Source organism: Metasolibacillus sp. FSL K6-0083 (assembly GCF_038630865.1).
GTDB classification, from domain to species: domain Bacteria; phylum Bacillota; class Bacilli; order Bacillales_A; family Planococcaceae; genus Metasolibacillus; species Metasolibacillus fluoroglycofenilyticus.
Window position 1 is genome coordinate 3,127,939 of the sequence record NZ_CP152046.1, and the last position, 21,316, is coordinate 3,149,254.

The 21,316-nt window shown below is 37.6% G+C and carries 16 protein-coding genes; all 16 read left to right on the forward strand.

The annotated features are described in order from the left end of the window. Positions 1-19 precede the first annotated feature (19 nt). Positions 20-1,489, forward strand: coding sequence for a nicotinate phosphoribosyltransferase (locus MHB51_RS14700; RefSeq protein ID WP_342558463.1), 1,470 nt, complete (start codon positions 20-22; stop codon positions 1,487-1,489). 13 nt (positions 1,490-1,502) lie between these two features. Next, positions 1,503-2,327 (forward strand): ammonia-dependent NAD(+) synthetase, encoded by an 825-nt coding sequence (gene nadE, locus MHB51_RS14705; protein WP_066165796.1) that lies wholly within the window; start codon positions 1,503-1,505, stop codon positions 2,325-2,327. 152 nt (positions 2,328-2,479) lie between these two features. Next, positions 2,480-2,812 (forward strand): hypothetical protein, encoded by a 333-nt coding sequence (locus MHB51_RS14710; protein WP_066165799.1) that lies wholly within the window; start codon positions 2,480-2,482, stop codon positions 2,810-2,812. Positions 2,813-3,170: 358 nt separating this feature from the next. Then, a complete protein-coding gene (locus MHB51_RS14715) occupies positions 3,171-4,115 on the forward strand; it encodes a MoxR family ATPase (protein ID WP_342471807.1) in 945 nt (314 codons plus the stop codon). After that, on the forward strand, positions 4,112-5,299 hold the full coding sequence (locus MHB51_RS14720) for a DUF58 domain-containing protein (RefSeq protein WP_342558464.1): 1,188 nt from the start codon (positions 4,112-4,114) through the stop codon (positions 5,297-5,299). Before MHB51_RS14715 ends, MHB51_RS14720 begins: the two co-directional genes overlap by 4 nt. Next, positions 5,296-7,452, forward strand: a complete 2,157-nt coding sequence (locus tag MHB51_RS14725) for a transglutaminaseTgpA domain-containing protein (RefSeq protein WP_342558465.1) — start codon at positions 5,296-5,298, stop codon at positions 7,450-7,452. The genes MHB51_RS14720 and MHB51_RS14725 overlap by 4 nt, the downstream gene beginning before the upstream one ends. A 286-nt stretch (positions 7,453-7,738) precedes the next feature. Further along, on the forward strand, positions 7,739-9,043 hold the full coding sequence (gene guaA, locus MHB51_RS14730) for a glutamine-hydrolyzing GMP synthase (RefSeq protein ID WP_107943746.1): 1,305 nt from the start codon (positions 7,739-7,741) through the stop codon (positions 9,041-9,043). A 23-nt stretch (positions 9,044-9,066) separates the two neighbouring features. Then, on the forward strand, positions 9,067-9,390 hold the full coding sequence (locus tag MHB51_RS14735; RefSeq protein ID WP_342558466.1) for a WYL domain-containing protein: 324 nt from the start codon (positions 9,067-9,069) through the stop codon (positions 9,388-9,390). 383 nt (positions 9,391-9,773) lie between these two features. Then, the gene (gene guaA, locus MHB51_RS14740) at positions 9,774-11,327 is read left to right on the forward strand and encodes a glutamine-hydrolyzing GMP synthase (RefSeq protein WP_342473213.1); all 1,554 of its coding nucleotides are present in this window, start codon (positions 9,774-9,776) and stop codon (positions 11,325-11,327) included. A gap of 866 nt (positions 11,328-12,193) precedes the next feature. Then, positions 12,194-12,886 (forward strand): response regulator transcription factor, encoded by a 693-nt coding sequence (locus MHB51_RS14745; RefSeq protein ID WP_107943749.1) that lies wholly within the window; start codon positions 12,194-12,196, stop codon positions 12,884-12,886. A gap of 242 nt (positions 12,887-13,128) precedes the next feature. After that, positions 13,129-14,190, forward strand: a complete 1,062-nt coding sequence (locus MHB51_RS14750) for a siderophore ABC transporter substrate-binding protein (RefSeq protein WP_066165826.1) — start codon at positions 13,129-13,131, stop codon at positions 14,188-14,190. 19 nt (positions 14,191-14,209) lie between these two features. Next, the gene (locus MHB51_RS14755) at positions 14,210-15,229 is read left to right on the forward strand and encodes an iron chelate uptake ABC transporter family permease subunit (protein WP_342558467.1); all 1,020 of its coding nucleotides are present in this window, start codon (positions 14,210-14,212) and stop codon (positions 15,227-15,229) included. Next, on the forward strand, positions 15,226-16,290 hold the full coding sequence (locus tag MHB51_RS14760) for an iron chelate uptake ABC transporter family permease subunit (RefSeq protein WP_342558468.1): 1,065 nt from the start codon (positions 15,226-15,228) through the stop codon (positions 16,288-16,290). The genes MHB51_RS14755 and MHB51_RS14760 overlap by 4 nt, the downstream gene beginning before the upstream one ends. Then, entirely contained in the window at positions 16,287-17,039 is a 753-nt protein-coding gene (locus MHB51_RS14765; protein ID WP_342558469.1) for an ATP-binding cassette domain-containing protein, read from the forward strand. Before MHB51_RS14760 ends, MHB51_RS14765 begins: the two co-directional genes overlap by 4 nt. 308 nt (positions 17,040-17,347) lie before the next feature. Further along, positions 17,348-17,884: a DUF420 domain-containing protein gene (locus tag MHB51_RS14770; RefSeq protein WP_066165837.1), complete on the forward strand. Its 537-nt coding sequence runs from the start codon at positions 17,348-17,350 to the stop codon at positions 17,882-17,884. 157 nt (positions 17,885-18,041) lie between these two features. Further along, positions 18,042-21,110 (forward strand): ATP-binding protein, encoded by a 3,069-nt coding sequence (locus MHB51_RS14775; protein ID WP_342558470.1) that lies wholly within the window; start codon positions 18,042-18,044, stop codon positions 21,108-21,110. The last annotated feature ends 206 nt before the right edge of the window (positions 21,111-21,316 follow it).

The following is a 21,316-nucleotide window of genomic DNA, read 5'->3' on the forward strand; positions in this document are numbered from 1 at the left end:
TCGGAAGAAGGGATTTTGTATGGGAACGAAGTATCAAGATGATAGCTTAGCGTTACACACGGACTTATATCAAATCAATATGGCTGAAAGTTATTGGGCAGATAATGTGCATAATCGAAAGGCTGTGTTTGAGCTATATTTTAGAAAGTTACCATTTGGCAATGGCTATGCTGTTTTTGCAGGACTTGAGCGTGCGCTTGATTATTTAAAAAACTTCCACTTTACAGAAAGCGATATTGCTTACTTGCGTGAAGAGCTAGGCTATGGGGAAGATTTTTTAAGCTATTTACAAGATATTCGCTTTACAGGAACAGTCTATTCAATGGTAGAAGGGGAGCTTGCTTTTGGCAATGAGCCAATTATGCGCATTGAGGCACCGCTTATTGAAGCGCAGTTAGTTGAAACTGCCCTGCTGAATATCGTTAATTTCCAAACACTTATTGCAACAAAGGCAAGTCGTATTAAGCAAGTGATAAAAGATGAGGTAGGCATGGAGTTTGGAACAAGACGTGCACAGGAAATGGATGCTGCATTGTGGGGGGCAAGAGCTGCTGTAATTGGTGGCTTTGAATCAACATCAAATGTGCGCGCGGGGAAAAAGTTTAATATTCCTGTATCGGGCACGCATGCACATGCGCTTGTACAAGCATATAAAAATGATTATGACGCCTTTCATGCGTATGCGAAGCGACATCGCAATTGCGTCTTTTTAGTAGATACGTATAACACATTAAAATCAGGCGTCCCAAGTGCAATTAAAGTAGCAAAGGAACTTGGGGATAAAATTAATTTTGTCGGTATTCGTTTAGATAGCGGGGACATCGCCTTTTTATCAAAGGAAGCACGTCGTATGCTTGATGAGGCAGGGTTTCCAGATGCGAAAGTAATTGTGTCGAATGATTTAGATGAATATACAATTTTAAATTTAAAGGCACAAGGGGCAAAGGTGGATATGTGGGGGATTGGCACAAAGCTTATTACTGCATATGATCAGCCAGCGTTAGGAGCTGTTTATAAAATAGTAGCAATTGAAAATGAAAACGGTGTGATGGAGGATACAATTAAAATTTCTGCAAACGCTGAAAAAGTAACGACACCGGGCTTGAAAAAGGTCTATCGCATTATCGACCGCGCTACAGGCAAGTCAGAGGGAGATTATATTGCGATGGAGGACGAGCTGCCACAGGAGGAAAATCGCATTAAAATGTTCCACCCTGTGCATACATTTGTCTCAAAATTCGTCACGAATTTTGAAGCGAAAAACTTGCATGTAAAAGTAATTGAAGATGGGAAGATTATTTATCAAAACCCAGCGCTTACAACTATTCGCCAATATGCAAAGGACAATTTAGAGCTGCTGTGGGATGAGTATAAGCGTTCATTAAATCCAGAGGAGTATCCTGTAGATTTAAGTCAAAAATGCTGGGATAATAAAATGCGCAATATTAATGAGGCGCGTGCAATGGTTGAAAAGTTGGAGCAATCATAAGGGGTGTTGACAAATGACATTGCAACAGCAAATTATTGAAGAGCTAAAGGTTTTACCAACGATTGACCCACAAGAGGAAGTTCGTAAAACAATTGATTTTCTCAAAAGCTATGCCGAGAAGCATAGTTTTATTAAAGGCTTTGTGCTAGGGATTAGTGGCGGTCAGGATTCTACGCTTGCTGGCAAGCTAACCCAGCTAGCGGTAGATGAGCTAAATGCAGAGGCAGGCGAAAATAAATATGCATTTTGGGCAGTTCGCTTACCATACGGTAATCAGTTTGACGAACAAGATTGCCAAGATGCGTTAGAATTTATTCAGCCGACGCATATTTACACAATTAATATTAAAGCGGCAGTAGATGCAAGTGTACACACATTAACTGCTGCTGGTATCCAATTAAGCGATTTTGTGAAGGGCAATGAAAAGGCACGGGAGCGTATGAAAGCACAGTTTTCGATTGCTGCAATGCATAATGCAGTCGTGATTGGCACCGACCATGCGGCTGAAGCAATTACAGGGTTCTACACAAAATTTGGAGATGGTGGCGCAGACTTAATGCCGATTTTCCGTTTAAATAAGCGCCAAGGAAAGCAAATTTTAGCGCACTTAAATTGTCCAGCGCATTTATACGTTAAAGTGGCGACAGCGGATTTAGAGGAGAACCGTCCTGCACTACCTGATGAGGTAGCGCTTGGCATCACCTATGATTTAATTGATGATTATTTGGAAGGTAAAGAAATACCAGCAGATGCGCGCGCCATTTTAGAAGGGCACTATTTGCGTTCACAGCATAAACGACATATGCCAATTACGATTTTTGATGATTTTTGGAAATGAGAAAACAATAGAGCCGAACTATGAATGGAACGCTAAAAGGCACTCCTGAATAGCTCGGCCTTTCTATTTATTACGCCAGCTTTATTTTTTACACAAAAATACGATATAAATAGTACAAGTAATTCTATTGAAATTGAAAGGAGGTATGTGTAATGCGCACGTCTAGAGTAAGTGCTACGCATAATAATATGTTTCGCGACACGCGCCATTATGTGCAGGCTAGCGATGCTTTTGGACAGGTGATGGATGAAAACAATCGCCCACCGTTTCAGCAGTCCAATCATGAATCTTTCCTAGCGAATAATAAAAAAAATAAGAAAAATAAAGGCATTATTTTAAAAAATAGCCCACGCCTTATTATTAAAGGCATGCAGTATAATGCAGACTCCGCGATGATTCGCAACCGTCTTATCGTAGCGTCTCAAGTGGTTAATTATACGAGCAATATCAAAAGTCGCCATTACACATACCGAAATTCAATTTAGAGTGCGTTTCACCAAACAGTGTAGTTCCCTGCTTGATGAAACGCTTTGTTGATTAGCTTTTATTTTACAAAGAATTTTAATAAAATGAAAGATGTAAAAAAGAACCATCTTCAGTGTGCAACAAGTCGGCAACTGTACTGCTCATTGCATACCCTATCTCCTTTTAGTTGTGTTTAAAAGTGCTTTTAGCTATTCTTAAAGTATTAGCAGAAAGTTTCAACTCCCTGCTGATTAAAATCAAATGATTGGTGGACAACATAGGTTATATTGAAGGATTTTTCATGAAAGTCTAGATATAATTATGCTAATACATGTTTGATTATTCAAAAAATTGCTATTGCTGCAAGGGGGACATAGGATGCATCATCAAATAGAAGCGATTATAAAAAATATAGAAAAGGTCATGATAGGGAAGAAGGAGGTTGCCGAACTTAGCGTTGTTGCTCTGCTCGCTGGAGGACATGTGTTATTAGAGGACGTTCCCGGTGTAGGAAAAACAATGATGGTTCGTTCTTTGGCGAAATCAGTTAGTGCGGAATTCCGCAGAATTCAATTTACACCTGATTTATTGCCTTCGGATGTTGTAGGGGTTTCAGTTTATAATCCGAAAACATTGGAATTTGAATTCCGAGCAGGTCCAATTATCGGTAATATTATATTGGCAGACGAAATTAACAGAACATCGCCAAAAACGCAATCAGCCTTGCTTGAAGCGATGGAGGAGGCGTCTGTGACAATTGATGGTGAAACGCTTAAAATCGCAAAGCCATTTTTCGTTATGGCTACGCAAAATCCAATTGAATACGAGGGGACATACCCATTACCTGAGGCGCAGCTTGATCGCTTTTTATTAAAGATTAAAATGGGCTACCCGACAGTAGCTGAGGAGGTAGAAGTATTAAGAAGGGCACAGTACAAGCAACCAATTGAAGAGATTGAGGCGGTGCTTTCTTTAGAAGAGCTACTAGCATTGCAGCATGAGGTAAAGCAAGTTTATATCGAAGATAGCGTTAAAACGTATATTGTCGAATTAGCTAGCGCAACGCGTCGTGATGGACAAATTTATTTGGGTGTAAGCCCGCGTGCCTCACTTGCTTTAATGAAAGCAGCACAAGCCTACGCTTTATTAAAAGGAAGAGATTTTGTAACGCCTGATGATGTGCAATATTTAGCGCCATTTGTCTTTAGCCACCGTTTGATTTTGCAGCCAGAAGCACGTTATGAAGGGATTACAGCAGAACAGGTTATGGAGCGTATTGTTGAATGGGGCAGAGTACCTGTTCAAAGGTATGGTGAACAATGACGAATGTTTATACAATTATTCGAAATAATATTAAATTAGTAAGTATTGTAATACTTGCGATTGCCTTATTTTGCTATGCGATGTTTCAAGGTGGCTTTGTAAGTTGGTTTATTTTTTTTGTAATAAGCCCATTTTTGCTTTATGCAATCATGCTGTATATCGTACCGTTGAGATTTTCAATAACGGAGCGTAATATTTATCCATCTTACGCAAAGCATGGCGATGATTTGCAAATAACGGTAGGCTTTCGTAACAATACAAGAATTCCATTGGCTTTTTTGACTGTTCGCGAAATGGCGGAGGAGCATCATCTAAACGATAATAGTAAATTAATTTTTGTTGGCTTCAAACGATACTTTGAGTGGACATATGAAGTTAAAAATGTGACGCGTGGTGAATATCGCTTTCAAGGTTTGGCATTTACAGTGACCGATTTTTTCGGCTGGGCAATCCGTCAGAAAAATGTAGAAGCGCCGCATGCAATTCTCGTTTATCCGAAAACCGTTGCAATCCCATTTTCTACAATGCAAATGCAGTATGATCAAGGGACAGTAGCCTCTAAATATACGATATTGAAAGATACAACAATGGCAACAGGTGTCCGAAATTATCAGCCAGGTGACCGCTTTTCGTGGATTCATTGGAAATCCTTTGCGAAGGATGGGACACTGCGCACAAAGGAATTTGAAGACCGCCAAGCACAGCGTTTACTCGTTTGTATTCAGCAATCATCCGTCAAGCATTTTGAAGAGGCGGTTAGCTTAACTGCCTCTATTATGCAATCAATCGTGAAGCATAACGGGGAGGTCTCATTTGCTACAGCAGGAGAAAATCGATTGTACCTGCCTGTTGTACGAACAGACGGACAGCTAGAAAAAGTGATGCGTCATTTAGCTATCGTTCAGGCAAGTGGAGAGGACACAGCGTCAACAATTGTACGTAGCAGATACCAAGGGTTGAATCAATCCATTTTAATTATCGTGACAGGTGAGTTTACGAAGGAATGTCAGCAATTATTATTAAGTAAAGCACAGCATGTACGTGCAATTATTTGCTTTGTTATTGTTACGAAAGATGAATTAAAAAGCATGACAAATACATACCGCACGATAGGACAAAACCGAGTGATTTATTTAACTGAGGATATGTTTAGTCAAGCATTCACGGAGGTGAATAGACCGTGAAAAAGGATGTAAGGTTTTATTTAGAATATGGTATTTATTATTTAATTATTTTCGTCATTTTACGAGAATGGTTGAATCCGATTATGGAGCTGACGAACACAGGATACGACTATTATTTTCTTCTTTTTATTGCTCTTTCACTAGCACTTGCTTTGCTAGGCTTACCACTTTTCATCACATGGTTTATTAAAATAGGCTATATCGCATTTTTTATTATAAGGGCGTATAGTGAGTTTTCATTTTTTTCAACAGAGGGGCTCCACTTTTTATATAGCGATTTGCAGTGGAATATGCTTCAGCTATTGCAAAGAAATTTCACTGAAGTGTCCAATCCATTTCGTACATTACTGTTTTTAATACTAATTTGGATGCTCGTTTATTTAATTCATCATTGGATTACTGTACATATGAGTGTCTTCTATTTCCTATTGTTAACAGTTTTCTTTATTGCAACACTTGATACATTTAGTGATTATGACGGGAAAGCCGCAATTGTAAAAGTTATGTTGCTCGGTTTAATGCTAACCGCCTTTCTTTTCTTGAAGCGTTCTACTACGACGATGGGGACATTGCTGCAAAGAAAATCTTATATGCATTATTTAATGCCTGTTATTGTATTTGTTTGTTTAGCTGGCTTTGTCGCTTTCTTGCTACCAAAAGCATCACCACAATGGTCAGATCCTGTTCCATTTATTAAAAGCCTAACAGGGCAAGGAAATGGAGGTGGAGCTGTAGAAGGAAAGGTCGGCTACGGTGAAAATGATGAGACCTTAGGCGGGGGCTTTTCACAGGATGATACAGTCGTCTTTCGAGCACATGCACAAAAAAGGCAATATTGGCGTGTAGAAACAAAGGATTTCTATACGACAAAAGGCTGGGTTGTGGACAATAGTTCCTATTTTGAAATGGAACTTCCATCTAATACGATATTGCCGCTTTCGATTCCGACTGGTGAGGAGCCAAAACAGGCAGAAATATTCCCGCTAGAGGAATTCCCATTTATTTTGCAGCCATACGGTCTACAACGAGTCGTGTTTGATGGATATACTATTTTAAATGGACAAACAGAAAAGTTGCAAACAGTTGTGCAAGATAATATTGTTGCACTCGACCATTATCAGCTTGTTTATAGTGAGCCTTCATATAGCTTCACCGCATTAAAGGATAAAAATATGCCGAGGATGGTAGTGGATGCGCGTTTTTTACAATTGCCACATAATTTACCGGAGCGTGTGCGTCAGCTAGCTGAGGAAATTACTAGCGATTACGGTACAACGTATGATAAGGCAAGAGCAATTGAGCGCTACTTCCAGCAAAATGATTTTAGCTATGACACGAAAAATATTGCATATCCTGCAGAAGACCAAGACTATGTAGACCAATTTTTGTTTGAAACAAAGCGAGGCTATTGTGACAATTTCTCTACAGCAATGGTTGTCATGCTTCGCGCTGTTGATATCCCTGCAAGATGGGTGAAAGGCTTCGTAGGGGGCGAGCAAGTTGGTCGTTCAGATGATGGGCTCTACATATATGAAGTGCAAAACAACGATGCCCATTCTTGGGTAGAGGTATATGTAGATGGTGTCGGCTGGATGCCGTTCGAGCCAACAATTGGCTTCTCTAGTCCAGCATCTATTGATTATGACGTAGAGCTAACAGAAAACGAAGATGAGCTCGTAACAGAGGAGCAAAGAGAGCTAGAGCAACAACAAAGAGAGGAATTGGAGCAAGCAACACAAAATGAAGAAACAAAAGCAACTACTTCAAGCATATTAAACGAGAAAAATAAAAAATGGTTGATTGTATTAATGATTGCTTTAGCTGCTGTAGGCTTCTTGTTGTATCGCCGCCGCCGTAAATGGTTGCCAACCGTATATGTACAAATGCAGCGCCAGAAAAAGCAGGATGCAGGGAATTTTGATTTATCTTATACGCGCTTATTGAAGCAATTAGAGCGTTATGGCTTTAAACGTCAAAGCAATCAAACATTGAAAAACTTTGCGCAGCAAGTAGACGAGCATTTCGGTACGAAGGATATGTCAATTTTAACAGAGGCTTATGAGCGCATGATTTATAGCGAAAAGGGTGAGGCACTAGATTATGAGCAGCTAAAAGAAAACTGGGCGTATTTAATTAACCGTACAAAGGGCTAGTGATTTACTATACAGATTTTCATCAATTAGCAAGTTCGTAAGGAACACTTCAAACAGCTTTCTGGAAAGTTGTACAGCAGCTACTTTTCAGAAAGCCTTAAAAAGAGTAGAATAAAGTGATACTTCAACCAGCAGAGGGTTTTATCTTGTTTGCTGGTTGTTACAATTTACTAATCAAGCTTTGACAGGTAGTAAACTTGAAAATTAGCGTCCTGTACCTAGCTTTCGAAAAAGATTACTGCCTGTTCATGCGGGGTAAATAGCATTAATAGGAGGTTGTGTCGGGATGAAGCAAGACAATATTTTAGTATTAGATTTAGGAAGCAGTGAAAACACAACGATTGCTCGTTGGATTCGTGATTTAGGTGTGTATAGTGAAATCCATCCACATGATATTACCGCTCAAAATATTCAAGATTTAAAAACGGTTAAAGGAATTATTTTAAATGGCGGTGAAAATAATATCGTTGATGGCGAAGCAATCGACGTATTAGATGAAATTTATAATTTAGACATTCCTGTTATTAGCGTAGACCACCCATCAACTAAAGCATCCAAAACATTAACTAAATGGCCGAACGAGGAAGAAACGAAAGCTTTTTTAAAGGAATTCGTTTTTGATACATGTAAAGCTGAGGCTAACTGGAATATGAAAAATTTCATTGAGGACCAAGTCGCTTTAATTCGTCAGCAGGTTGGCGATAAAAAGGTGCTTTTAGCCCTGTCAGGCGGTGTGGATTCATCTGTTGTAGCAGCATTACTTATTAAAGCAATTGGGAAACAATTAGTTTGCGTGCACGTAAACCATGGTTTAATGCGTAAAAATGAATCTGAGGGCGTTATCGCTATGTTTGAAAAGGACCTTGAAGAAAACCTTGTTTATGTAGATGCAAGCGAGCGTTTTTTAGGAAAATTGAAAGGTGTAAGTGAGCCGGAGGAAAAACGTAAAATTATCGGTAATGAATTTATTCGTGTCTTTGAAGAGGAGGCACGCAAGCTTGAAGGAATTGACTTCCTCGCACAAGGGACAATCTACCCAGATATCGTAGAATCAGGTACAAAAACGCATAAAGTTGTAAAATCGCATCATAATGTAGGTGGACTTCCAGAGGATTTACAATTTGAATTAGTGGAGCCATTATTCCAATTATTTAAGGATGAAGTGCGTGCATGTGGCGTTGAGCTTGGACTTCCTCATGATATGGTGTATCGCCAGCCATTCCCAGGACCGGGGCTTGGCGTGCGCGTGTTAGGTGAAATTGAACCTGAGCGCCTTGAAGCAGTACGTGAATCAGATGCCATTTTACGTGAAGAATTTGCGCTTGCAGGATTGGACCAAAAAGTATGGCAATACTTCACAGTCGTACCAAACTTTAAATCTGTTGGTGTGCGCAACAATGAGCGCACATACGAATATCCAGTCATTATTCGCGCAGTTAATACAGTAGATGCAATGACAGCAACTATTGAACAAATTGACTGGCCAATCCTATTAAAAATTACAGACCGTATCATTAATGAAGTAAAGCATGTCAATCGCGTATGCTACGACCTGTCTCCAAAGCCAGGCGGCACGATTGAGTGGGAGTAATTATAGGAGAGCTGTAAACCCTTTTGTGTCAAGGGTTTACAGCTCTTTTTTGTTTTTATTGCACTATTTTTATCTTTCGTCCTGATAATAAAATTAAAATAGAAATTCATTGTCAGGAGAGAGGTCTCAATATGCTAAAGAATCATCTTTGGGATAGTGTAACGATTTCTCCTATAAACGATAATATGTATCTCTTTGAAGCTTATGTGAATGAAAAGGATTTGAATTTTATTTCCTCTTTATTAAGTAAAATGGGTAAACATATTAAAGTAGTCTCACCAAAACCTTTAATACAGAGATTAATTAACGAGTTAGAGGAAGTTTTAGCAATGTATCAGAATAGCTAGAATTTCTAATTTAAAGGTATATTCCTTTTTAAAAGCAGATATTATGTATTCCATTGGAAAATATCCCGGTTTTTATTTTAGGGATAGGTGCATTCTTTACCTCAATTACCTTTTTCAATTGAGTTAAAATGATTAACTTTTTAAAAAATTGAAAGCACTGTTCTTTTGTTTCGGTGGATTTTGGTTTTTTTGGAGAGTTTCCTTTAATAAAAAAAGAATATTTCATCAATTTTGCTAGCAGTTGATTTTCCTTTTATTAACGGTTAAAATTTAAAAAATAAAATGTGGTGTTACTACTTACTAGAAATGAACGCGTAGAAAGCATGACTTCCACGCGTTTTTCGTGATTGTAGACTGCATTAAATATACTAGAAGAGGTGAAAATTGTGGCAACTCCTTTAATAAAAGAGCAAGAAAAGATTGTCGTTCTCGATTTCGGAAGTCAGTTCAATCAATTAATTACGCGTCGTATTCGTGAATTCGGTGTTTTTTCGGAATTACATTCACATACAATTACAGCGCAAGAAATTAAAGAAATGAACGCGATAGGAATCGTATTTTCAGGCGGTCCAAATTCTGTTTACGATGACGAAGCGTTCAAAGTAGATTCGGCTATTTTCGATTTAGGCTTACCGATTTTGGGTATTTGCTATGGTATGCAATTAATCGCACATACACAAGGTGGTAAAGTAGAAAGCGCGGAAACTCGTGAATACGGTAAAGCAGAAATTAATATCGTGCAGGAGAACAAATTGTTCGGAAATTTACCAAAGGAGCAAATCGTCTGGATGAGCCACGGTGACCACGTAACAGAAGTACCGGCAGGCTTCGAAATAACGGCTACAAGCCCTGCATGCCCAATAGCTGCTATGGCAAATGTAGAGCGTCAGCTATATGCAGTTCAATTCCACCCAGAGGTACGTCACTCTGTTCATGGCAATGATTTATTGAAAAACTTCGTGTTTAATGTGTGTGGTGCGAAGGGCGACTGGTCGATGGCAAACTTTATCGATATTGAAATTGCTAAAATTCGCGAGCAAGTAGGCGACAAACAAGTACTTTGTGCATTATCAGGTGGTGTAGACTCTTCAGTTGTAGCAGTATTAATCCATAAAGCAATTGGCAATCAATTAACATGTATGTTCGTAGACCACAACTTAAACCGCAAAGGTGAAGTAGAGCAAGTAATGAAAACTTTCACAGAAGACTTTGAGATGAAAGTAATTAAAATTGACGCTCGGGAGCGCTTTATGAGCAAGCTAAAGGGTGTATCAGACCCAGAGCAAAAGCGCAAAATCATCGGTAACGAATTCATTTATGTATTTGACGAGGAATCAGCAAAGCTAGATAACATGGACTTTTTAGCGCAAGGCACGCTTTATACAGATATCATTGAATCAGGCACAGCGACAGCACAAACAATTAAATCTCACCATAATGTAGGGGGATTGCCAGAGGATATGAAGTTTAAGCTAATTGAGCCCCTTAATACTTTATTCAAAGATGAGGTACGTGCATTAGGGTTGGAATTAGGTTTGCCGGAAGCAGTAGTATGGCGTCAACCATTCCCAGGCCCTGGTCTAGGTATCCGTGTGCTAGGTGAAGTAACAGAGGAAAAATTAGAAATTGTACGTGAAGCAGACTATATTTTACGTGAAGAAATTAAAAATGCAGGCCTTGAGCGCGATATTTGGCAATACTTCGCGGTACTACCAGATATTCGTTCTGTAGGCGTAATGGGCGACGGTCGCACATACGACTATGCAATCGGCATTCGCGGCGTAACCTCTATCGACGGCATGACATCGGACTGGGCACGCATCCCATATGATGTATTGGAGAAAATTTCTGTACGTATTGTCAATGAAGTAAAGCATGTTAACCGCGTGCTGTATGATATTACAAGTAAGCCACCTGCGACGATTGAGTGGGAATAGTAGTAGGAGAGTTAGAAACCCTTGATTATAAGGGTTCCTAACTCCTTTTTTGTTAATTCTTCGAGCTTCACTACTAAAATAGCGTTTGGTGGTAATTTGTTACAGTTTAGCGAATGACTTGATTGAAAGTTAATTTATTTTGACATTATCTTATAAGTTATAGAAGTATCAAAAATAACTATATTGCTTATAAAAATGCTTAGAGAATAATCATGAGAAGAGAAAGTACGCTTGCTTCTAAAAATAGAATAGAAGTAAAATATTTACTATAAACAAAAAACTCATTACAATATATATTGAATCAAAGCTTTAACAGTTACACGAACATAAGGGACCTTTTTGGCTAACATTAACTAGCCTTTTATAAGGTTTTCATAGGTGCTCGTCTTATCGTCTTAATAGTTTGAGAGTAAGAAATTGTTTCAGGTGTGTTGATTATGAAAATATTGGATATTGATGCGTGTGTTTTAATGCAGAGAATGCACTGTTAATAAAGGATTTACTTGTTGGTTGGAGTGAAGGTGGCGACTCCATCGGGACAAAGTGTAGGGAGGCTAAAACTGCCTCGTCCTGCGGCAACGCCTCCATGACCAACATCCTGTTGGCCTCGCGCTGAAAATCCATTTATTGCGGTGACAATCGAAATAAATTAGTTGAAGCCATGCCTGCGGAAAGCGTCCCCCGCAACGGAAATCAACAAATTCCCTAGGCACTTTTTGTAAAATAAAGGCTAATCAACACACCTGGTAATTTACATAAATCTATCTTAATAAGTTGTTATAATATTTTTTAGAAATTTAAGATTTATAAATCTGATATTCTTTTGAGATAAATTATTTTAGGTAGTGAAGTAGAGGTGACTGTAGATGAAGCGGGTGTTGGTAATCAAGAACGGGCGGTCTTTAGCAAAAAAAATCGTAAGTGGTTTAACACAAGAAGGTTATTTCGCCGTAACACTTCATAATGAAAATGAAGGTTTAAATATAGTATATGAGCAGGATTGGGATATTATCGTATTGGATTGGGATTCGTTAAGTATATCTGGACCAGAAATTTGTAGACAAATAAGGGTGGTTAAAACGACACCAATAATTATTGTGACCGATAAGATATCTAGTAAGGACTGCATAGCAGGATTAAAAGCAGGAGCAGATGATTATATAAGAAAACCATTTGCCAAAGAAGAATTAGTGGCAAGAATAAAAGTTATATTAAGACGAGAGGATTGTATTCGGGCAAACGTGACCAATCTCTTTCAGTTTAAAGACCTTTTAGTTGATGAATCTCATAGCATTGTAACAAAAGGTGGTGAGAATCTTCCCCTTACTAAGCGCGAGTACGACTTACTTTTATTTTTAATCAAAAATAAAAATAAAATATTGAGTCGTGAAATGCTGTTAGATCAGGTTTGGGGATATGATGTAGCAGTCAATCAAAATGTAGTAGATTTATATATCGGGTATTTAAGAAAAAAGCTAAAGTGTGAGAAGAAAGACCGCTATATACAAACAATCCATGGCAGAGGCTATTCTATGATTGAAAAGTACGATAAAGGGTAGTTTACAATATTAAATAGATTTGAAAAACACGAGTATCAATGGCTTTAGCCAATGATACTCGTGTTTTATTATTTTGAGAAAATATATCATTTTTAGTCATTCACAAGATTTTCACATAATTAATGATTATACTAATCCACAGAACGTTCAATTGAAAATGATTATCAATACCAATTGCAATTAAACATAATCTATTGACTATATCATTTTCGCAATAAATTATAGGATGAAGGAGTATATGTATGAAGAAATCTATGTTTTCAAAATTAATGATTATGGTGGCAGTTTTAACATTAATGTTAGCTGCTTGCTCAACTTCGAACAATGAAGAAAGTAATCAAAGTAATGAAACGAACCAAAGCAGTGAAAGTAACCAAGGGTCAGAGTCTACTAATGAGAGTGAAGAAGTTGCTGAGCCTACGACGGTTGAAATCACTGATGTTCATGGAACGGTTACTGTTCCTATAAATCCAAAGAATGTAATTGCTTTAGATAATAGAACTTTTGAAACTTTATCAGATTGGAATATTGAATTAGTTGCTGTGCCAAAGGATGTAATGCCTGCGGATTCACCATATGTAAAAGATGAAACGATTCAAAATATTGGGAATCACCGTGAGCCAAACCTTGAAATTATTGCTGCTGCAAACCCTGAGCTTGTCATCGTTGGTCAACGATTTGCTGGCTATTATGAAGACATCAAAAAATTAGTGCCAAACGCTGCTGTTATTGACCTTAATTTTGATGTTTCTGAGGAAGCAGCTACACCTGGTGCAAATTTAGTAAATGGACTGAAAGATGCTACAATCGCATTAGGACAAATTTTCGATAAAAATGAAGAAGCGAAACAATTAGTAGCTGATTTTGATAAAGCGATTGAAGATGCTAAATCTGCCTATAATGGAACAGATAAAGTAATGAGTGTGATTGTTTCTGGTGGTAATATTGGTTTCGCAGCTCCACATTCTGGACGTGTTTGGGGACCAATGTACGAAATCTTTGGATGGGCTCCAGCATTAGAGGTTGACAAATCTACTTCAGACCACCAAGGCGATGAAGTTTCTGTTGAAGCTATTGCACAAAGCAATCCGGATTGGATTTTCGTATTAGACCGTGATGCGGCAGTATCTGCTGAAAGTGGTTCTGTTCCTGCCAAGGACGTTATTGATAATTCACCTGCACTTCAAAATGTAACAGCTATTTCTAAAGGGCAAATTATTTATGCGCCAAATGACACTTATACAAATGAATCACTCCAAACGTATTTAGAGTTATTTGAAAACCTTGCAAACACTTTGAAATAGTGTAAAGGAGTATAACATAGTGCCGAAAAACATAATTGCCGGGGTTGAGAGTAATTCTCAGCCCCAGCTTTATAACCACAATAAAATATGGACAAAACCTTTTATACTAACGGTCATAGTTGTTATTATTTTAGGGATTATCTCACTGTTTACGGGAGTTTATGATATACGTGGACAAGAGGATGGAATGGAGATGTTTTTCATTACTCGCGTTCCGAGAACGGCGGCATTGATGCTTACGGGAGCCGCCATGGCAATGGCAGGGCTCGTTATGCAACTGATTACACAGAACCGTTTAGTTGAACCTACTACAACAGGAACGATTGAATGGGCAGGTTTAGGCCTTCTTTTTGTATACTTACTATTTCCTGCACCGACATTACTATTAAGAATGACTGGTGCTATCATTTTTTCCTTTATAGGAACGATGATTTTCTTTTTATTTTTAAGAAGAGTTAAGCTACGCTCGTCTTTAATTGTCCCAATCATTGGGCTGATGCTAGGCGCAGTTATTTCCGCTGTATCTACTTTCATCGGACTTCTTTTTCAAGCGACGCAAAATATTGAAACATGGTTTGTCGGTTCTTTTGCGGCAGTCCAAGTTGGAAGATATGAATATTTATGGCTTATTGTCATTGTGACATTGCTTATTTTTATTTATGCTAATCGCTTAACTTTAGCTGGGCTAGGGGAAGATGTTGCGACAAGTCTTGGCGTGAATTACAATCGAATTGTTCTTTTAGGTACAGGGCTTATTTCTTTTGCAGTTGGAATTGTTGCTGCTGTTATTGGGAATTTACCATTTTTAGGTTTAATTGTGCCGAATATTGTTTCAATGTTTAGAGGAGACGACCTAAGAAGTAATTTGCCTTGGGTATGTGTGATTGGAATGGGGACGATTACTGTTTGTGATATTATTTCTCGAACAATTATCAAACCTTTCGAAGTACCTGTTTCTTTAATACTTGGCACAATCGGGGCAGTCGTATTTATTGCTATTTTATTGAGACAAAGAAAACCTAGGAGGCTAGAAAGATGAACGCGTTAGGTTATAGAAATAAAGGAAATGTTGAAATCGAATCTAGCCTATCTATTGAAAAAAGGTCAGCTCGAGCTTTTCGCTCTAAAAAAGAAGAAAAGCGCTATTGGATTTTGCTTATTACATTGATTGCTTTAGGCATCCTCGCCTCGTATGGGCTTTTAGTTTATAACAATCCTGTTCCAATAGATTCACCTTCCTTTATCCCTGTTGTTATGAGAAGGATTGTGGCGCTTGTGGCAATGATTATTGCGGCAGTTTGTCAGAGTTTATCTACGGTTGCTTTCCAATCGATTACTAATAACCGAATTATTACTCCTTCACTTTTAGGGTTTGAATCGCTCTACTCAACAATTCAGACGAGTACTATATTTTTCTTTGGAGCGAGTGCATTAATAAATTTTAGTGGTGCAGGGTCATTTTTCTTTCAAGTAATTGTAATGGTCTTGATGAGTTTAATTCTTTATGGATGGTTACTTTCTGGAAAGTACGGAAATCTACAGCTTATGCTCTTAGTTGGAATTATTATTGGAACAGGGCTGAGTTCTATCTCAACTTTTATGAGAAGACTGTTAGCACCTTCTGAGTTTGATATTTTACAGGCAAGATTATTTGGTTCTGTTAATAATGCAGATGCTGAATATTTCCCAATCGTAATTCCAATGGTCATAATTGTAGCATTATTACTTCTTGCTAATTCTAAGAAGCTAAATGTACTGTCACTTGGGAGGGATGTATCAACTTCATTTGGCGTAAAGCATCAATCGAGTATCATTTATACGCTTATATTAGTTTCGATTTTGATGTCAATTTCAACCGCTTTGATTGGACCACTTACTTTCTATGGATTTTTAGTAGCAACTTTGAGTTATCAAGCAGCGCCAACTTACGACCATCGATATATTTTCCCAATGGCTCTTGCTATCGGATTTTTAGTAATAACGAGTGCATACTTTTTAATGTATCATGTATTCAATGCGCAAGGTGTAGTTTCAGTTATTATTGAACTATTAGGTGGAATCATATTTTTAACTGTTATTTTAAGGAAGAGGGCTCTATGATAAAAATTGATAATGCGAGAAAATTGTATACGGATAAAGTAAAAATAGGACCTTTGAATATTGAAATACCGAAAGCGGGTCTGACGTCATTGATTGGCCCAAATGGCGCGGGAAAGTCTACAACACTTTTAATGATTGGCAGACTTTTAAATATGGATGAAGGGAAAATTATGGTAGCGAATATGGATGTTTCTGCATCAAAATCAAAGGACTTAGCAAAGGTATTAACGATTTTGCGACAAGAAAATCATTTTGTAACGCGACTTACTGTTAGACAACTAGCTGGATTTGGACGTTTTCCTTATTCAAAGGGGAGATTAACGAAAGAGGATGAGGCGATTATTTCTAAATATATTGATTTTTTAGATTTGACTGATTTGGAAAATCGGTATTTAGATGAGCTTTCGGGTGGGCAAAGACAGAGGGCATATGTCGCAATGGTTTTGTGTCAGGAGACGGAATATGTGCTTTTGGACGAGCCTCTAAACAATCTGGACGTGGCTCGTTCTGTTCAAATGATGGAGCATTTAAGACATGCTGCTATTGAATTCGGAAGAACAATTGTAACTGTAATGCATGATATAAACTTTGCAGCTAAATATTCTGACCGAATTTGTGCGATGAAAGATGGACAAATTGCCACTTTTGGAACGGTAGAAGAGGTAATGAATGCGGAAGTTTTGACCGATATTTTCGAAACGAAAATCGAGATTATCGAAGGTCCATATGGGCCGATAGCTATTTATTAGTAATAAAGTGAACCTTCAATCAGTGGGGGGGTCTTACAGCCTGCTCTTGCGGTTACTCGTCGCAAACAAATTTGTTAATACGGGATAAAATTGTTTACCGTAGCTCATATAGATTATAGCGGAAGTTGCTATCTGGATTTTACAGATGGCAGCTTTTTTACTGTTATTACATGGCTTTTTGAACGCTCTACTTCTAAGTTTCGCCACTAAATCGTGACAAATAATTCATTTCTTTTAGTTTAGATGTAGTATAATTTATTGTAATGATGCTAAAAAATTGGTTAGGCTATTTTAGGAGTTGAAAACAGATGAATAATGTAAAACAGCGAAATTATAATCCGCTGATTTGGGTTTTATCTATTGTTGTAATAGGGGTTATTTTTGGGACATACTTTTTGCCGAAAAGTACGGACGGTACAATTTTGGGCATGCAATTAACGGTATTGCCGATGCTAAATGCGTTTTTGAATAGCTTTACATTTCTCTTTTTACTGATTGCTTTAATTATGATTAAAAAGAAAAATATTCAATTGCATCGAACATTTATTATTGCTGCATTTGTCTCTACATTTTTATTTTGTATTTCGTATTTAACGTATCATGCGATGGCTGAATCGACTAGCTATGGTGGAGACGGTATATTGATGTATATTTATTATTTTGTGCTACTTACACATATCGTTCTTGCAGCATTGATTGTGCCACTAGCCTTAGTTACGCTAGGCAGAGGTTTGAATATGCAAAAAGAAAAGCACCGAAAAATTGCACGCTGGACGATGCCACTTTGGCTGTATGTTAGTTTTACAGGTGTGTTAGTGTATATAATGATATCACCATATTATTAATGAAAAGAACCAATGTTCATGAAAGTTTATTAATAAAAATCCATTTTGATGAATTTTTTCAAAATGGGTTTTTTGTATTTTCATATGAGGTTAATATATTTATGAGAGAAGTGGTCGGTAAGTAAGGGAATAAGTACATGAAGTGAGGATGAGCTATTTGTTAGTTAGGTATAAACGATATGTATTAGTATGTATAGCAGCCTTATTTTCAATTATGTTGATAGCTAGCTGTAGGGTTGCTGCGTCGGGGGTATTTGATTTCAGTGACCAGCTCCAAACGAAAGATTTTTATACAAATTTAGATGGTGAATGGCACTTTTTTGAAGAAAAATTATTAACGCCAGACGAAGTGAAATCGCAACGGGGGGAAGTCGTTACACTCCCAAGTTCATTTCAAACCCATATGGGAAATACCAATTCATTTGGGACATATAGTACAACAATTAAAATTCCTGAAGAATATGTGGGGCAAGCGTTAGCCATTTATATACCTTATCAATACAGTGCGTACACCTTTTTTGTAGACCAAGATGAAATCTCTAGAAATGGTGTAGTTGGGCAAGACGCATCTTCACATGCATCGGAAATGTCACCGAGCATAGGCTATTTTTTTGTACAATCAGATGAGGTATTGCTCACGATTCAAGTATCTAGCTTTGAGCATATTCGTGGTGGACTTGAAAACTCGATTTATTTTGGGGAAGCATCAACTGTCTCGCGGAAGTTTAATATAAATACAATCGTCACTCTTTTTATTAACGGCAGTATTTTTATCATTGGTTTGTTTATGGTTCTTTTTTCTTTACATCGTAGACAAGAGCAGGCATTTTTTATATTTGGTATGTTTTCTATGCTTATTTCTGCGCGCGCTTTATTCGCGGTTCCGTTTTACTATACACTGATTTTTTCAGAAATGTCTTGGTTATGGGGGACTAGATTAGAATACATATTGACAGAGGCAAGTTCGCTATTCTATGTCATTTTATTATGGCATTGGCATAAAGAGGAGTTTTCAAAAAGGGTGCTTTACGTGCTAGCTATTGTACATACAGCGCTTATTGTTACAACTTTATTTACACAACCGGTATTTTTCCAAGCGCTCTTTTTTCAAGTCTTTTATTTAGCTGTTCCTACCTTTTTCTATTTAATTTATGTAATTTATAAGAGCATTCGTAATCAAAATAGAAATGCAAAAATTAATTTAATTGGAATGGGCATTATCTTTTTAGCCTTTTTTAATGATTTTGCAATCGGGAAAAATTGGTATCAATCATGGGAATTAATGCTGCCGGCTGTTGGTGTTTATGTATTGCTCAATGTCATCCTTATGAGCAAAGATTTTGCAGAGAGGACGCAAAAAACGGAGCAACAAAACAAGCAATTATTAGCATTAAATGCTTCGAATGAGGAGCTTGCTATTCAACTTCAAAAAGAGATTAAGCGAAAGGACGAATTTCTTGCGAATACATCGCATGAGCTTCGAAATCCATTACACGGAATCATTAATATTACACAGTCTATTTTACGAAATAAATCAAGACAGCTAGATGCTAAAATGCAGGACGATTTGGCTCTTCAACTAACAATTGGGCACCATATGTCAAGGACAATAGAAGATTTATTGGATATTACTCGTCTGAAGGAGCATCGAATTCAACTCCAACTAGAGAATATAGATATTAAAGCAATTTCCATAGGTGTTATCGATATGCTTAAAGTGCTTATCGAAAATAAAAACATTGAAATGGAAGTGAGTATTTTAAATGACTTTCCTCATGTAATTGCGGATAAAAATCGCTTGATTCAGATTTTATTTAATCTTCTTCATAATGCCGTTAAATACACAGAGGAAGGTACAATTACTATTACTGCCGATACGAAGGATGGAATGGCCCATATTTATATTGCAGATACGGGCATTGGAATGGATGAACAAACACTCCAAGTTATTTTTGAACCATATGAACAAGGGGATTCTAGTATTACCGCTATTGGGGGTGGGCTCGGTCTTGGGTTAAGCATTTGCAGGCAATTAGTGGAGCTACATGGTGGGTCATTGCGAGCGAGCTCTGTTTTAGGCGAGGGCTCAGTCTTTGCATTTACATTACCGCTAGCGGGAGGCTCAATTGAAAAGCCGATAGCAACGGCTTTACTTATAGATAAAGATGAGTCTTCTTTAAACGAAATTGCGAGTGCAGTGATTGAAACAGCTACTAAAAGTACATTATCGTCATATAGACCAAAAATTTTAGCAATTGACGATGACCCAGTGAATCTAAGGGTGTTAACAAATATTCTTTCAGAGGATGAATATGAGGTAGAAACTGTTACTAGCGGAAAAGAAGCGTTGAGAAGGCTTGAAGGGAATGACTGGGATTTAATTATTTCAGATGTAATGATGCCGAATATGTCTGGATATGAATTAACTCGTTTGATTCGTGAAAAATTTTCCATGGCTGAGCTTCCAATATTGCTTTTAACCGCTCGTGGACTTACGGAAGATATTTATACTGGATTTTTAGCAGGGGCAAATGATTATGTTGTCAAACCAGTTGATGCTATAGAGTTAAATGCGCGGGTGCATGCGCTAACTAATTTACAAGTATCTATTAATGAGCGATTAAGAATGGAAGCGGCATGGTTGCAGGCTCAAATACGCCCACATTTTTTATTAAATACACTGAATGCAATTGTTACATTAAGCGAAACAGATATGTCGAGAATGATTCAGCTTCTCGATAAATTCACAATTTATTTGCAAAGTAGCTTCTATTTGAAAAATGTAGATAAACTTGTCTCTCTTGAATCTGAGCTTGAATTGATTGAATCCTATTTATATATTGAAAAGGAGCGGTTTAGAAACAAGTTATATGTAATATGGGAAATTGATGAAGTCGAAAATGTAATGATTCCACCTTTGTCAATTCAAACGTTAGTAGAGAATGCGGTCAACCATGGCATATTAAAGCGAATCGACGGAGGAACAATCATTATACGAATTCGTAAAAATGACAGCTATACGGAAATTTCTGTTATCGATAATGGTGTAGGGATGGATGAGGAACAGGTTAAGCAAATTTTCACGATTCAATCCGACCAAAAAAGAGGGATAGGGCTTGTTAATACTGAGCAACGTTTGAAGCAGTCTTACGGCAAAGGTTTAGAGCTTAAAAGTGCAGTGAATGTGGGGACTACGGTTACTTTTACTGTACCAAATCATATTTGATGTAACTTCCAGGTGCTGTTTAAAAAAGCAACTCCTTTTTTTCACTCCAATAAAAATTTGATTTTCACATATTTTAATTCAAAGGAAAGCTACTAAACCAGTGTTTTAGAAATGTCTTTCTATTTTTCTTTGATGAAATATCACCGAAAGCGTCCCAAAAGCAGGCAATGCACTGTTTTTGAGACGCTTTCCTTAAATGAAAAGAG

Bases quoted from the DNA above. Each gene is read 5' to 3' on its own strand.
- MHB51_RS14700 (WP_342558463.1), top strand. From the start codon at position 20: ATGGGAACGAAGTATCAAGATGATAGCTTAGCGTTACACACGGACTTA.
- nadE (WP_066165796.1), top strand. From the start codon at position 1,503: ATGACATTGCAACAGCAAATTATTGAAGAGCTAAAGGTTTTACCAACG.
- MHB51_RS14710 (WP_066165799.1), top strand. From the start codon at position 2,480: ATGCGCACGTCTAGAGTAAGTGCTACGCATAATAATATGTTTCGCGAC.
- MHB51_RS14715 (WP_342471807.1), top strand. From the start codon at position 3,171: ATGCATCATCAAATAGAAGCGATTATAAAAAATATAGAAAAGGTCATG.
- MHB51_RS14720 (WP_342558464.1), top strand. From the start codon at position 4,112: ATGACGAATGTTTATACAATTATTCGAAATAATATTAAATTAGTAAGT.
- guaA (WP_107943746.1), top strand. From the start codon at position 7,739: ATGAAGCAAGACAATATTTTAGTATTAGATTTAGGAAGCAGTGAAAAC.
- MHB51_RS14745 (WP_107943749.1), top strand. From the start codon at position 12,194: ATGAAGCGGGTGTTGGTAATCAAGAACGGGCGGTCTTTAGCAAAAAAA.
- MHB51_RS14750 (WP_066165826.1), top strand. From the start codon at position 13,129: ATGAAGAAATCTATGTTTTCAAAATTAATGATTATGGTGGCAGTTTTA.
- MHB51_RS14760 (WP_342558468.1), top strand. From the start codon at position 15,226: ATGAACGCGTTAGGTTATAGAAATAAAGGAAATGTTGAAATCGAATCT.
- MHB51_RS14765 (WP_342558469.1), top strand. From the start codon at position 16,287: ATGATAAAAATTGATAATGCGAGAAAATTGTATACGGATAAAGTAAAA.
- MHB51_RS14770 (WP_066165837.1), top strand. From the start codon at position 17,348: ATGAATAATGTAAAACAGCGAAATTATAATCCGCTGATTTGGGTTTTA.